This window comes from Nocardia sp. NPDC058666, from assembly GCF_042714895.1.
GTDB lineage: Bacteria > Actinomycetota > Actinomycetes > Mycobacteriales > Mycobacteriaceae > Nocardia.
Genome location: NZ_JBHXRY010000011.1, coordinates 166,334 through 180,708, shown reverse-complemented (window position 1 = coordinate 180,708; position 14,375 = coordinate 166,334). Strand labels below are relative to the sequence as shown.

The window sequence follows — 14,375 nt, the reverse complement described above, 5'->3', positions numbered from 1 at the left end:
GCCCGGTCCCATTCCGAACCCGGAAGCTAAGGCCACCTGCGCCGATGGTACTGCACTCGACAGGGTGTGGGAGAGTAGGACACTGCCGGAACATCCTTCGCGATAGGGGACCCTTATTTGGGTCCCCTATCGGCGTTTGTGGACTCGATACGAGTTCGGTACGCCAGGCGGACGATGCCCCGTCCTTCGTCCGTGGTTGAATTCTTAGTGGCGGGGCCATGACATCACTCCCCGGAGGACGGGGAACCTAGAGAGGGATCGCCGTGTCGGAACACAACGACGGACGGAAGCCTTTCCGCCGGGACGGAGACGCCCCCGGTTTCGGTCGGCCGACCGATCGCCCCCGTGGCGGACACGGTGACAATCGCGGCTCCGGCCGTGGCGAAGGCGGCGGCTACCCCAAGCGCGACGACGCCGGCCGTGGCGGCAGCTCCGATCGTGGTAGCTCCGACCGGGGCGGATTCCGTCGCAATGACGACAATCGCGGCACCGGCGGCTCCAGCCGTTCCGAGGGCCAGCGTGGCGGATACAACCGTGACGACCGCGGCGGCAGCTCCGACCGCGGTGGATTCAAGCGCAATGACAGTGGCGACCGCGGCGGCTACCAGCGCCGTGACGACGCCGGTCGTGGCGGTTCCAGCGATCGCGGTGGCTCCGGTGACCGCGGTGGTTTCCGACGCAACGACGGCGGCAGTGATCGTCCTTCGGGCGGTTACGGCGGCGGCGATCGTGGTGGATACCGCGGCAACAGCGACAGTTCCCGTGGTGGTTCCGATCGCGGCGTCTCGTCCGATCGTGGTGGTTACCAGCGTCGCGACGACAACAAGAGCGGCTACCCCAAGCGCGATGACGCGGGTCGCGGCGGTTACCAGAAGCGTGACGACAACGATCGCGGCGGATTCAAGCGCAGCGACAGTGGCGACCGCGGCGGCTACCAGCGCCGCGATGACGCCGGTCGTGGTGGCTCCGGTGACCGTGGTGGTTTCCGACGTAACGACGGCGGCAGTGATCGTCCCTCGGGCGGTTATGGTGGCGGCGATCGCGGTGGTTACCGCGGCAACAACGATGACCGTCGTGGTGGCTCGGATCGTGGCGGCTCGTCCGATCGTGGCGGCTACCAGCGTCGCGACGACAACAAGAGCAGCTACCCCAAGCGCGATGACGCAGGTCGCGGCGGCTACCAGAAGCGCGATGACAACGATCGCGGTGGCTACCAGAAGCGTGACGACAATGATCGCGGCGGGTTCAAGCGCAGCGACAGTGGCGACCGCGGCGGCTACCAGCGCCGTGACGACGCCAGCCGTGGTGGCTCGGGCGATCGCGGTGGTTTCCGACGCAATGACGGCGGCAGTGATCGTCCCTCGGGCGGTTACAGCGGCGGCGACCGCGGTGGATACCGCGGCAACAACGACAGCTCCCGTGGTGGCTCGGGTGGCGGCTTCCGTCGCAACGAAGGCGACGACCGTTCGCGCGGCAGCTCGGATCGCGGAAGCGATCGTGGCGGCAGCTCGGATCGTGGCGGCTACCAGCGTCGCGACGACAACAAGAGCAGCTACCCCAGGCGCGACGACAATAAGAGTGGCTACCCCAAGCGTGACGACAAGGGTGGATACCCGCGTCGTGACGACAACAAGGGCGGCTATCAGAAGCGCGACGACAACGATCGCGGCCCCAAGCGTGACGACGATCGTGGCAGCGGGTTCAAGCGTGACGCCCGCACCGCCGGTCAGGGCCGCTTCGTCGGCGAAGACGGCAAGCCGCTCAACGGCACCTACCGGGAGAAGCGCGCCGAGCGCGAAAGCGATGTGCTCGGTGTGGTCTCGGCAGCGGACTACGACACCGACGAGTCGGCCAACAACGACAGCCCGGCCTCGTCGGGCGCTTCGGACAACACGTCCGCAGCAGTCGGCGACAAGCCCGTATCGGCAGCGTCCACTGAGCAGTCCGAGGACTCCCTGCAGCCGCCCGCGGCTCGGGTAGCCGACACGGACAAGCCCGCAACCGCTGATGCGGGTGCGGACAGCAGCGAGAACGACCGTCCTCGCAGTGCGGATCGTCCCCGTGACGAGTCGGGCGACAGCTCGGCTGCCGATCTCGACAACGGGACTCGTTCTGCGGATCGCGATTCCGATCGCGAGAACCAGTCCGGCACCGCAGCTGCCTCGGACCGTGACGACACCCCGCGTGACGATCGCGGCGATTCGGCGCGTTTCGCAGCCCCGCGTAGCACCGACCGTGACGATCGCCCCCGTGGCGATGCTGATCGTGGCGAGCGGCGTGGATTCGCCGATCGCGGTGTTCGTGCCCGTGACGACCGGTCGCGCGGCGGCTCGGAGTCCGGTCCGCGTTCGGGTGACTTCGGTGGCGATGATCGTCGTCGTGGTGGCGAAGGTGCTCGGACCACGGGTGGACGTCCTGACGATCGTCGGGCGGCTCGTCCCGAGGAGCCGGATCTGCCCGAGGACGTGGTGGCCTCCGATCTGGATCCGGCCGTGCGCCGCGACCTGCTGAGCCTGGACAAGAACAACGCCGATTCGGTGGCCCGACACATGGTGATGGCTGTCGAACTGCTCGAAGACGACCCGCGTCTGGCCCTGTCGCACGCCCGGGCCGCCCGTCAGCGGGCCGGTCGCATCGCGGTGGTTCGTGAGACCGCCGGTGTGGTGGCCTACCACGCCGAGGAGTGGGCCGAGGCGCTGTCGGAGCTGCGGACCGCGCGACGCATGTCCGGTGGTGCCGGGCTGCTCGCGGTCATGGCGGACTGTGAGCGTGGTCTGGGCAGGCCGGAACGGGCCATCGAGCTCGGTCGCAGTGAGGAAGCGCAGACGCTGGAAGGCGACGAAGCCGCCGAGCTGCGGATGGTCGTCGCGGGCGCCAGGATGGATCTGGGTCAGTTCGACCAGGCCGTGGTGACCCTGCAGGCCTGCGATCTGGACCCGTCTCGCACCGGTTCGCCGGCCGCGCGCCTGTTCTACGCCTACGCCGACGCGCTGGTCGCGGCAGGCCGCACCGATGAGGGCCTGCAGTGGTTCCTCAACGCCGCAGCAGCCGATCTCGACGACGAAACCGACGCCGAGGAGCGGGCAACCGAACTCACCGGCGACGCGCAGTAGTAGCAACACCGAGGCCGCAGGCCGGGAACTTCCGAGTTCCTGGCCTGCGGCCTTTTTGCGTGGGCGGTGCGGTCCGCGGCGCGCTGGGGGAGCAGTACGTTTCCGCGCACACCGTGCACGAACACGGCCCCCATGCTCGATCATGAACGGTGCGAGGACTATTCGACAGCGCAGCGATCGAAAGCTGTCGGTGCCTTCGCCTAGGGTCGCAGATGTGCTCGACCCGGCAGTGACAACGGAGTGAGGGTGGATGAACCGGCTACGCGACCGATATGACGCTTTGTTGCTCGACCTGGACGGAACGCTGTACCGCGGGCCCGAGGTGATCGAGGGTGCGCCGAAAGCGCTTGCCCCGGACGGTGTTTCGGCGCAGCGATTGGTGTACGTCACCAATAACGCCGCGCGCGGACCTGGTTCGGTGGCGCACCACCTGGACGAGCTGGGCTACCCCGCCACCGCCGACGACGTGGTGACCAGCGCGCAAGCCGCCGCCCGCATGCTCGCGCAACGTCTGAACCCCGGCGACAAGGTCCTGGTCGTTGGCACCGACGACCTGGTCGCCGAGGTGAAAGCCGTCGGCCTCGACCCCATCCGCCGATTCGGCGACACCCCACCGGCGGCGGTCGTGCAAGGTCACTCACCCACCACCGCCTGGCCGGACCTGGCCGAAGCGGCCTACGCCCTGCGCACGGGCGCGCTGTGGATCGCCGCCAACGCCGACCGCACCCTGCCCAACGAACGCGGCCTCGCCCCCGGCAACGGCTCGATGATCGCAGCGCTGTCCACCGCCTCCGATCGTGAGCCGCTGGTCGCGGGCAAGCCCTATGCCCCGCTGATGGAAGACGCGATCGAACGCGCGGGCACCCGCAATGCCTTGGTCGTTGGCGACCGTCTCGACACCGATATCGAGGGCGCCAACGGCATGAGCCTGGACTCGCTGCTCGTGCTGACCGGCGTCAGCACCCTGGATGAGGTGATCATCGCCCCCGCCGCCCGGGTCCCGACCTACATCGCCGCCACCCTCGACGCGCTCAACCACCCCCCGCTGGCCGAACCGGCCGCACCCGCGGACATCGCGGAACTGTTGCGGGCGAACCCGGGGCGAGCGATACGGGTGCGCGCGGCCGATTCGGAAATCCGATAGCGTTGACGCCACGATGAGTACTGCGAGTTCACCGCCGAACGGCGCGTCACAGCCACCCCGGCCCGGAATTCCGGTGCCGGGCGCTCACCTTTCCGGCGCGCAGCCGGAACCGGCCGACCCGAGCCGGATCACGGCCGAGGTCGACCAGTTGCTGGCCGAGCTGGGTCCGCGGCCTGCCGCGAGCCCGGCGGAGAACACGGAGACCGGCGCCGACATCACCCGTCGTGCCCGCATCCTCGAGCAGGCGCACGACGTTCTCGTCGACGCGCTGGCGACCGTGGACAAGATCTGAGGTGGCCAGACGAGCGCGGGTGGACGCCGAACTGGTTCGGCGCGGATTGGCGCGATCGCGAGAACACGCGGTCGAGCTGATCAGCGCGGGCCGTGTCCTGATCGCCGGCACGGTGGCGGTGAAACCGGCCACGGCCGTGGAGACGGGAACCCCGCTGATCGTGCGGGAGGAACCCGACGAGGTGTCGTGGGCCTCGCGCGGTGCGCACAAGCTGCTGGGCGCGCTCGAGGCCTTCGAACCCGAGGGCGTCAGCGTCGCGGGTAAACGGTGTCTGGATGCGGGCGCGTCGACCGGTGGGTTCACCGATGTGCTGCTCAACAAGGGCGCGCGGGAGGTGGTCGCGGTCGATGTCGGCTACGGCCAACTGATCTGGCGACTGCAGAACGACGACCGGGTCCAGGTGTTCGATCGCACCAACGTGCGCAACATCACCCCCGAATCCATCAGCGGCACAGTCGATATCGTCGTCGGTGACCTGTCGTTCATCTCGCTGGCGCTGGTACTGCCCGCGCTTGCCGCCTGCGCGGCCGACGGTGCGGACCTGCTGCCGATGGTGAAGCCGCAGTTCGAGGTCGGCAAGGACCGGGTCGGTTCGGGCGGGGTCGTGCGCGATCCCGCGCTGCGGATCGAGGTGGTGTGCGATGTGGCCACGGCCGCGGCCGCGCTCGGCCTGCGCACCCTCGGCGTGGTGGCCAGTCCGCTGCCGGGACCGTCGGGCAATGTCGAGTATTTCCTGTGGTTGCGCAAGGTCGGCCCGTTCGACTACGACGCCGAGCAGGTGCGGGCGCTGGTCGCCACCGCTGTCGAGGAGGGTCCGCAGTGAGCACGCACGCCGACGGCAGGGAGATCCTGCTCGTCGCCCATCCCGGTCGCGCGGAGATCATCGAGACCGCGCACCGGGTGGCGAAGATCTTCGCCGAAGCGGGCATTTGCTTGCGGGTGCTGGCCGACGAAGCCGACAGCACCCGTTTCGAGGACGAAGCCGGCTACCCGGTGCGGGTGGTGCCGCACAGCCCGTCCGCCGCGCAAGGCTGTGAGATGGTGCTCGCCCTCGGCGGCGACGGCACGTTCCTGCGCGCGGCCGAACTCGGCAGGCCCGCGGGCGTGCCGGTGCTGGGAATCAACCTGGGCCGCATCGGTTTTCTCACCGAAGCTGAGGCGGAGAACCTGGACGAGGCGCTGTCGCAGGTGGTCGATCGTGACTACCAGGTGGAAAACCGGATGACCATCGACGTCACCGTGCGCGTGGACGACACGGTCGTCGAACGTGGCTGGGCGTTGAACGAGGCCAGCATCGAGAACGCGCAGCGAATGGGCGTGCTGGAGGTGGTGCTCGAAGTCGACGGCCGCCCGGTCTCGTCGTTCGGCTGCGACGGCATTCTCATCTCCACCCCGACCGGTTCGACCGCGTACGCCTTCTCGGCGGGCGGTCCGGTGGTGTGGCCCGAACTCGAGGCCATGCTGGTGATCCCGAGCAACGCGCACGCGTTGTTCGCGCGACCACTGGTGACCAGTCCGGAATCGTTGATCGCAGTGGAGACCGTGGCCACCGGTCACGACGCGATCGTGTTCCTCGACGGCAGACGCACCCTCGCGTTGCCGCGGGGCGGGCGTGCCGAAGTGGTGCGCGGACAACAATCGGTGCGGTGGGTGCGCCTGGATTCGGCGCCGTTCGCCGACCGGATGGTGCGTAAGTTCCAGCTGCCGGTCACCGGCTGGCGGGGCAGACAGCGAACGGAAGAGCACTGATGCTGACAGAGATCAGGATTGACGGACTCGGCGTCATCTCCACGGCCACCGCCCAGTTCCACGCGGGTTTGACCGTGCTCACCGGCGAGACCGGTGCGGGCAAGACCATGGTCGTGACCAGCTTGCACCTGCTCAGCGGTGCGCGCGCGGACGCGGGACGCGTGCGTCTGGGCGCGGCGAAAGCCGTGGTGGAGGGTCGTTTCGTCGTCGATGATGTGAACGAGGCGGCGCGCGCTGCGGTCGGGGAAGTGCTGGAATCCGCCGGTGCCGAAGCCGATGAGGACGGCAGCGTGATCGCGGTCCGCACGGTCAACAGCGACGGGCGTTCGCGCGCGCACCTGGGTGGGCGCGGGGTGCCCGCCGCGGTGCTGGGGGAGTTCACCTCCCGACTGCTGACCGTGCACGGCCAGAACGACCAGTTGCGACTGCAACGCCCCGAACAGCAACTGTCCGCGCTGGACCAGTTCGCCGGTGACGGTGTCGCCGCACTGCTGCGCAAGTACCAGGTGCATCGCAGGTCCTGGCTCGACGCCCGCACGGAACTGCTCGAACGCACCGCGCGCAGTAGGGAATTGGCGCTCGAAGCCGACCGGCTGAAGTACTCACTCAACGAGATCGACGGCATCGCCCCCGAACCCGGCGAGGACACGCACCTGACCGCGGAGATCCGCAGGCTCAGCGACCTCGATTCGCTGCGTGAAGCTGCCGTCGCCGCGCACGAGTCCCTGTCGGGTCCCAGCGACGCACCGGCCGACGGCGGTGGCGTGCTCGACCTGCTCGGTGGCGCCCGCGCCCGCCTGGAATCCGCCGACGACCCGGCCCTGGCCGCGCTTGCACCGCACTTGGGTGAGGCGATCGCGGTGGTGGTCGACGTGACAACCGAACTCAGCAGTTACTTGTCAGAACTGCCGTCGGATCCCAGCGCGCTGGACTCGATGCTGACTCGTCAGGCCGAACTCAAGTCGCTGACCCGCAAATACGCCCCCGATATCGACGGCGTGATCGCCTGGGCCGACGAATCGCGCGCACGCCTGGACTCGCTCGACGTGTCCGAGGAAACCCTGGCCAAACTCGCGGGTGAAGTCGAGATCGCCGCGGGCAAGGTGCGCGAAGCGGCCCGCAAGCTCAGTGCCGCGCGTGCCAAGTCGGCCGGAAAGCTGGCCGGCGCGGTGAGCACCGAATTGGGCGGGCTGGCGATGGGAAAGGCGCGCCTGGAAGTCCAGGTCCGCCCGATGCAGGCCGCTGCCCAGGACTCCGCGCCGCTGGACATCGACGGGGTGCTGCTGCACGCCGGGTCCAACGGTTGCGACGAAGTGGAGTTCCGGCTGTCCGCGCACTCCGGCGCGCAATCGCTGCCGCTGAGCAAAAGCGCATCCGGCGGTGAACTCTCGCGCGTGATGCTGGCACTGGAAGTGGTGCTCGCCGGTTCCGATCACGGCGCGACCATGGTGTTCGACGAGGTCGACGCCGGCGTCGGCGGCCGCGCCGCGGTGGAGATCGGCAAGCGCCTAGCGCGTCTGGCCCGCACCCACCAGGTCATCGTGGTCACCCACCTGCCCCAGGTCGCCGCCTTCGCCGACACCCACCTGGTGGTGAACAAGTCCGATGACGGAAAAGGCAAGGTGGACAGCGGAGTTCGCACGCTGACCGACGACGAACGGGTGATCGAACTGGCTCGCATGCTCGCGGGTCTGGACGACACCGAGACCGGCCGCGCCCACGCGGAAGAACTACTGGAAACCGCCCGCGCCGAGCGATTACCTGTCTGACTAACAGCGACGTCGCCCGCCGATAACGGCAGGCGACGTCGTGTCGAAGATCAGCGCAGGGCTTTGCGCACGCCGCCGATGAGCTGGTTGGTCAGCTGACGCAGACCGAATTCGAGCACCGGTGCGGGCACGGGCAGCGACGGCTGCGAGTCCATCGTGTACACCACGCGGGTGCCGCCCTCGGCGGTGTCGGCGAAGGTGACGCTGCCCACGTGCTGCTTGACCGGCGCACCCTTGACGATCTTGTATTCCATCAGTTCGCCGGGGACCAGCGCGGTGATCTCCTCGGTGACGCCGACCTTGCCGAAGCCGAGCAGGTGCTGGGCGCCGATGCCGGTGGTCGGGTCGCCGGCCTTGACGAGCTTGACCTGGATCGGCAGGTACGGGCTGACGGCTTCACGCTCGGTGAAGAGGCGGTAGACGATGTCGCGAGGTGCGTCGAAAACCGTCTCGACGATGCTGCGTGGCATGAATGTGTCTCCTGTCGGAAAGTATCTGTGACCCGCAGCATACGGGTATCGCTCGGCCGCATTCGGACCTGGCCGGGCGGGCATCGGGCGCCGTCGGTCGTCGCGGGAAGTCGGCGCGCCTCCACCAAAGGTTGAGGGTTTGGGCTCATCATCGGCCACATGAAGATGCCGGCGCTGTTGTCACGGAACACGGAAACGCTGCCCGGTGTCGCCGGGATCGCCCGGGTGGATCGCGATACCGGGCGATTGTTGCGGCGGGTCGGGGCGGGCGACGTGGTTGTCCTGGATCAAACCGACCTGGACCGTCACACCGCGGATCGACTGGTCGAGGCGGGCGTGCTGGCGGTGATCAATACCTCGCCGTCGATTTCGGGCCGCTATCCCAATCTGGGCCCGGAAGTCTTGGTGGCCAACGGCATCGTGCTCATGGATACCGTGTCCTCGGACGCGTTCGGCCGGATCAAGGACGGCGCCAAGGTGCGCATCGACGGCGGCATCGTCTACGCCGACAAGCTGACCAAGAAGGAACCCGAGGTCCTGGTCGAGGGCATCGAGTTCGACGAGGCGGCCATCGCGGATCGAATGCTGGAGGCGCGCAACGGCCTTGCCGACCACCTCGACGCATTCGCGGGCAACACCACCGAATTCGTGCGCACCGAGAGCGCGCTGCTGATCGACGGGGTCGGGGTGCCCGAGATCGAGTTGGACATGCGCGATCGGCACGTGGTCGTGATAGCCGACGGCTCCGGCCATCTCGAGGAACTGACCAAACTCAAGCCGTTCATCAAGGAGTACGCGCCGATCCTGATCGGTGTCGGCAGCGGCGCCGACGCGTTGCGCAAGCTCAAGTACACCCCCGACCTGATCGTGGGCGATCCCGACGAAATCAGCACGGAGACACTGAAATCCGGCGCGGAGATGATCCTGCCCGCCGACACCGACGGCCACGCCAAGGGTCTGGAACGAATCCAGGATCTGGGCATCGGCGCCACGACGTTCCCCTCGTCGGGTTCGCCGACCGATCTCGCGCTGATGCTGGCCGACCATCACGGCGCCTCGCTGATCGTGCTGGCGGGTGCCCCCGCGTCGCTCGAGGACTTCTTCGACCGTGGTCGCCGCGACAGCAACCCGGCCACCTTCCTGACCCGGTTGAAGGTCGGTTCGAAGCTGGTCGACGCGAACGCGGTGTCGACCCTGTACCGGCATCGTTCCGCCGGCGCCGCGGTGGCCCTGGTGGTGTTGGCCGCGCTGGTGGCGATCGTGGTGGTGATCCTGGCCTCACGCAGCGGCACCGAGGTGCTGGACTGGGCGATCGAGTACTGGAACAGCTTCGTCCTGTGGGTGCGTGGTCTGCTGTGATCTCGCTGCGTCAACACGCCATCTCGATCGCGGCGATCTTCCTCGCGCTGGCGATCGGGGTGGTTCTCGGTTCGCACACTCTCGCCGGTGACATGATCTCGGGCCTGCGCTCGGACAAAACCGGCCTGAACACCCAGGTAGACGAGCTGACCGCCCAGAACGCCCTGCTGACAGCCCGCCTCGATGCCGCCGACCAGTTCATCGCGGGCTCGGCCCCTCGCATCCTGAACGGCACCCTGGCCGACCGCACCGTCGTCGTCCTCACCACCCCCGACGCCGACCCGGCCGACATCGACGGCGTCACCAACTCCCTGCGCACAGCAGGCGCGACCGTGACCGGCCGCGTCGCCCTCACCGACGCCTTCGTCGACGCGGGGGAGGGCGACCGCATGCGCTCCACCCTGACCAACATCGTCCCCGCGGGCGCCCAGCTCAACACCGGCGCCGTCGACCAGGGCAGTCTCGCAGGCGACCTCCTGGGCCTGTCCCTGCTCCAAGACCCCACCACCAACCGCCCCCGCAGCACCCCCGAGGAACTGTCCCTCATCCTCGAAACCCTCCGCGGCGGCAACTTCCTCACCTATACCGAGCCCCCCACGAGACCAGCGCAACTCGCGGTCGTGATCACCGGCAACGGTGTCGAACCCGACGCCGGCCAGGGGGCGACGGTCGCCCGCTTCACCGCCGCCCTGCGGGCACGCGCCGCGGGCACAGTCCTGGCCGGCCGGCCGGGCGCCGCCGAGGGCAACGCCGCGATCGCCAACGTCCGAGCTCAGGCCCCCCTCGCGACCACGGTCACCACGGTCGACAACATCGATCGCGAAATAGGCCGGGTGACAACAACACTCGCCCTGACAGAACAACTCACCGGCGGCGCGGGCCGCTACGGAACAGGCACCTCAGCGACCTCGCTGACCCTGGTGGCAATGCCCCGCTGATCCTGCGATAAGCCGAGGCGCACGGGACCGGGTCGATCAGTGGACGTCGTGCGGTGCTGGGCGCCAGCATGCGCCCAATAGCAGCGCTGCCGACCCGATGCCGAGAACCGCCGAGATCGCGAGCGCTGCCATACCGTCGATCTCGATGCCGAAAAGGTGGTCGGCCGACCAACGGCCAGGTCCGAGCGTGGCGGACGCCAGGGCTGTCGCGGCGAGAACCGCCGTGTACTCCCACCCCTGACCCGGCCGGAAGATGAAGAACCCGTTGCGCAGGTGCGCGGTGATCATGGCGACCGTCATCGTCGAGACAACGGCGGCCGCGGCGAACGGGGTGAGCAGTCCGACGATGAGCAGCAGACCCGACGCGATCTCGGTCACCGTGGCGAGCACGGCGTGTAGCTTTCCTGGCCGCAGCCCGATCGAGGCGAACCAGCCGGCTGTGCCCGCCAGTTTGCCGCCGCCCCAGGCGTGGTTCACCCCGTGGGCCAGGACGACCGCGCCGAGGGTCAGGCGCAGGATCAGGGCGGCGGTGTCGACGGCGTTCACGCGGACTGCCTGTCCAGCGTGGCACCGCTGGTCCGCTGCGCGGCGGGCTGCCAGCCGGGCGGAGCGAAGACGTAGCCGAGCCGGTCACGCCAACGCTTCGCCCGGCGAACGTCGCCGATGATGTTGCCGTACTCGCGGTACTGCAGTTTCAGCACGTTGTAGGTACCGACCGGGGTGGTGAGACCGTAAGTGGGGGTGTGCAATTCGGGCTGGAAGGTGCCGAACATCCGGTCCCAGACAATCAGGATGCCGCCGTAGTTGCGGTCCAGGTACACCGGGTCGCTGCCGTGATGCACGCGGTGATGTGAGGGCGTGTTGAACACGAATTCGATCGGGCGCCACATCTTGTCGATTGTCTCGGTGTGGGTGAAGAACTGGTAGATGAGGTTGAGGGCGAACGCGACGTAGATGGTCCACGGCGCGAAGCCCAGTAACGGCAACGGGAGCCAGAAGATCGCCTCCGACCACGGGTTCCACTTCTGTCGCAGCGCGGTGCCGAGGTTGAAGTACTCGCTCGAGTGATGGGCTTGGTGTGCGGCCCAGCCGATCCGGACGCGGTGGGAGAACCGGTGATTGCAGTACCAGGCGATATCGACGACCAGCAGCAGTAGCGGCCAGTACCACCACGCGTCGGTCGGTAGATGCCAAGGCGCGAGCTCCACCCACACGACCACGAACAGCAGCAGCGTCAGCGCCTTGAAGATCAGCATGGCCACCAGCGCGCCCATGCCCATGCTGAGGCTGGTTCGCGTGTCGATCGGGGAGTAGGCGCGCGGGGTGGATTCCTCGCCCGCGTGACGCAGGCTCATCGCCTCGATGCCGATCAACACGAAGAAGACCGGGACGGCATAGAGCAACGGGTTGTTGATGTGGTCCCACAACGTAGACAGCAAGCCGGTGGCCGAGATCGGCCGCACCGGCTATGCCGGGCTCTCGCTGGCAGACGTCGCACAGCGTGCTGAGGTATCGAAACCGCTGGTGTACACCTATTTTCAGTCCAAGGACCTGGTGTATGTCGCGTGCGTGGAACGGGCCGAGGCCATCCTGTGCGATGCGATCGAATCGGCGATCACCGCGGGTGACGACCTGCTGATGGCACAACGAACCCTCGACGCGCTCTTCGTCGCACTGGAGCCACGTCCACACGACTGGACCGTTGTGTTCGACCGGTCCCATCCCGAGGAGGGCCCCGCCGCCGACGCCGCTCGCCGGGCCCGGCGCCGCATCGCGGCGCAAGCTGCCCGCGGCGTGGCAGGCGCGCTGGGCGCCGTCGAGCTCGCCGACCCCGCCGATCTTTCCGCTCTCACCGACATCTGGATGGGCGCGGTCACCTCACTGGTCCTGTGGTGGTTGCGTCATCCCGAGCAGACCGCGGCGCAGATGAGCGCTCGCAGTCGCCGTCTGGTCGCTGCCCTCATCGCCGCCGCCCGCTGATGGTCGAGGATGCCGCCCTGGACGCTGAGTAACTCGCAGAGCATCTCGTGGGACGCGAACGAGGCGGCGAGACACTTCGGTCGAACGAAAGACAGATAGTTGAAAAGTGTCTACCTTTCTATCGAGGTGGATGTCATGACATCGCTGCCTTGCCCTGGTCCACGAATCTTGGAGAAACAACGATGTTCGAATGGTCCGAGACCGATGAGATGATCCGCGAATCCGTTCGCGCGTTCATCGACAAGGAAGTTCGTCCCCACATCGACGAGCTCGAGCACGGCGACCTGCCGCCCTACGACATCATGCGCAAGCTGTTCGCCGACTTCGGCATCGATGTCATGGCCGGTGAGGCGGTCGACAAGATGCTGGCCAAGGAACAGGCCGAGGCCGACCGGATCGCCGCGGGCGAACCCGCACCCGAGAAGAAGTCCTCGGACAAGAAGAAGTCCGGCGCGAATCCCCTGGCCGCCCAGGGCAGTATGGCCGCGGTTGTGGTCAGTGAAATGACCGGTGTCACCCTGGGCAGCGTGGCCGCGGTCGGGGTGAGCCTCGGGCTCGGTGCGGCGACGATCGCCGCGCGCGGCACCCTGGCGCAGAAGCAGCGCTGGCTCAAAGACATCGTCACCTTGGAAAAGGTTGCGGCGTGGGCGATTACCGAACCCGATTCCGGCTCGGACGCCTTCGGCGGTATGAAGACCTACGTCCGCCGCGACGGCGAGGACTACATCCTCAACGGCCAGAAGACCTTCATCACCAACGGCCCGTTCGCCGACACCGTGGTCGTCTACGCCAAGCTCGACGAGGGCGACGGTGGCGACAAGCGCGAGCGCAAGGTGCTCACCTTCGTGCTCGACAAGGGCATGGAAGGGTTCACCCAGGGCAAACCGTTCAAGAAGATGGGCATGCACTCCTCACCGACGGGGGAACTCTTCTTCGACAACGTGCGCCTGTCCAAGGACCGGCTGCTCGGTGGGACCGAGGATCACAAGGGTGGCGACGGTCGCGAGAGCGCGCGCTCGAGCTTCATCGTCGAACGCGTCGGCTGCGCGATCCTGTCGATGGGCATCATCAACGAATGCCACCGGCTCTGTATCGACTACGCCAAGTCGCGCAAGCTGTGGGGTCAGGAGATCGGCCGGTTCCAGCTGGTTCAGCTGAAGCTGGCCGAGATGGAGATCGCGCGCCTCAATGTCGAGAACATGGTGTTCAACGCGTTGGAGAGCTTCGCGGCGGGCAAGATGCCGACCTTGGCCCAGGCCTCGGCGATGAAGCTGTACTCGACCAAGGCCGCGACCGATGTGGCGATGGAAGCGGTGCAGTTGTTCGGCGGCAACGGCTATATGGCCGAGTACCGCGTCGAGCAGCTGGCGCGGGACGCGAAGTCGCTGATGATCTACGCGGGCAGCAACGAGATCCAGGTGACCCACGTCGCCAAGGGTCTGCTCGCCGAGTGATGCCGGGGCGGGGGGGGGGGGGGGTTGGGGGGGGGGGGGGAATAGGGGGGGGAGGGTGGGTGGGGAGGGGGGGGGGGGAGAGGGGGGGGGGGGGTGGGGCGGGAGGG

13 protein-coding genes and 1 rRNA gene are annotated in these 14,375 nt (G+C 67.9%); 11 read left to right on the top strand and 3 right to left on the bottom strand.

Annotated features, from left to right (window positions below):
• The 7 genes from rrf to recN form a co-directional block, all read left to right on the top strand.
• Window positions 1-91: ribosomal RNA gene (gene rrf / locus ACFWVD_RS22440) — 5S ribosomal RNA — on the top strand; the annotation flags it as partial.
• Window positions 92-1,955: 1,864 nt separating this feature from the next.
• Entirely contained in the window at window positions 1,956-3,113 is a 1,158-nt protein-coding gene (locus ACFWVD_RS22435; RefSeq protein WP_379245774.1) for a hypothetical protein, read from the top strand.
• 250 nt (window positions 3,114-3,363) lie between these two features.
• Complete coding sequence (locus ACFWVD_RS22430; protein ID WP_379245758.1) at window positions 3,364-4,257, top strand: HAD-IIA family hydrolase; 894 nt, start codon at window positions 3,364-3,366, stop codon at window positions 4,255-4,257.
• 13 nt (window positions 4,258-4,270) lie between these two features.
• Complete coding sequence (locus ACFWVD_RS22425; protein ID WP_379245756.1) at window positions 4,271-4,549, top strand: hypothetical protein; 279 nt, start codon at window positions 4,271-4,273, stop codon at window positions 4,547-4,549.
• Between the two features lies 1 nt (window position 4,550).
• A complete protein-coding gene (locus tag ACFWVD_RS22420; RefSeq protein WP_379245754.1) occupies window positions 4,551-5,372 on the top strand; it encodes a TlyA family RNA methyltransferase in 822 nt (273 codons plus the stop codon).
• A complete protein-coding gene (locus ACFWVD_RS22415) occupies window positions 5,369-6,298 on the top strand; it encodes an NAD kinase (RefSeq protein WP_379245752.1) in 930 nt (309 codons plus the stop codon). Before ACFWVD_RS22420 ends, ACFWVD_RS22415 begins: the two co-directional genes overlap by 4 nt.
• Complete coding sequence (gene recN, locus ACFWVD_RS22410; protein WP_379245750.1) at window positions 6,298-8,067, top strand: DNA repair protein RecN; 1,770 nt, start codon at window positions 6,298-6,300, stop codon at window positions 8,065-8,067. Before ACFWVD_RS22415 ends, recN begins: the two co-directional genes overlap by 1 nt.
• A gap of 50 nt (window positions 8,068-8,117) precedes the next feature.
• Here recN and ACFWVD_RS22405 read toward each other — a convergent pair whose 3' ends face one another.
• Window positions 8,118-8,537, bottom strand: coding sequence for an SRPBCC family protein (locus tag ACFWVD_RS22405; RefSeq protein ID WP_379245748.1), 420 nt, complete (start codon window positions 8,535-8,537; stop codon window positions 8,118-8,120).
• A gap of 159 nt (window positions 8,538-8,696) precedes the next feature.
• On the opposite strand from ACFWVD_RS22405, the gene steA reads away from it, so the two are divergent.
• Together steA and ACFWVD_RS22395 are read left to right on the top strand one after the other, a co-directional pair.
• Window positions 8,697-9,896 (top strand): putative cytokinetic ring protein SteA, encoded by a 1,200-nt coding sequence (steA, locus tag ACFWVD_RS22400; protein ID WP_379245746.1) that lies wholly within the window; start codon window positions 8,697-8,699, stop codon window positions 9,894-9,896.
• Entirely contained in the window at window positions 9,893-10,834 is a 942-nt protein-coding gene (locus ACFWVD_RS22395) for a copper transporter (RefSeq protein WP_379245772.1), read from the top strand. Before steA ends, ACFWVD_RS22395 begins: the two co-directional genes overlap by 4 nt.
• A 36-nt stretch (window positions 10,835-10,870) precedes the next feature.
• Here the strand turns inward: ACFWVD_RS22395 and ACFWVD_RS22390 are convergent, their stop codons facing one another.
• On the bottom strand, window positions 10,871-11,380 hold the full coding sequence (locus tag ACFWVD_RS22390; RefSeq protein WP_379245744.1) for a DoxX family protein: 510 nt from the start codon (window positions 11,378-11,380) through the stop codon (window positions 10,871-10,873).
• Window positions 11,377-12,273: a sterol desaturase family protein gene (locus ACFWVD_RS22385; RefSeq protein ID WP_379245742.1), complete on the bottom strand. Its 897-nt coding sequence runs from the start codon at window positions 12,271-12,273 to the stop codon at window positions 11,377-11,379. The genes ACFWVD_RS22390 and ACFWVD_RS22385 overlap by 4 nt, the downstream gene beginning before the upstream one ends.
• Window positions 12,274-12,277: 4 nt before the next feature.
• Between ACFWVD_RS22385 and ACFWVD_RS22380 the strand changes: the two genes are divergently transcribed.
• Together ACFWVD_RS22380 and ACFWVD_RS22375 are read left to right on the top strand one after the other, a co-directional pair.
• On the top strand, window positions 12,278-12,814 hold the full coding sequence (locus tag ACFWVD_RS22380; RefSeq protein WP_379245740.1) for a TetR/AcrR family transcriptional regulator: 537 nt from the start codon (window positions 12,278-12,280) through the stop codon (window positions 12,812-12,814).
• A gap of 182 nt (window positions 12,815-12,996) precedes the next feature.
• Window positions 12,997-14,268: an acyl-CoA dehydrogenase family protein gene (locus tag ACFWVD_RS22375; protein WP_379245738.1), complete on the top strand. Its 1,272-nt coding sequence runs from the start codon at window positions 12,997-12,999 to the stop codon at window positions 14,266-14,268.
• The last annotated feature ends 107 nt before the right edge of the window (window positions 14,269-14,375 follow it).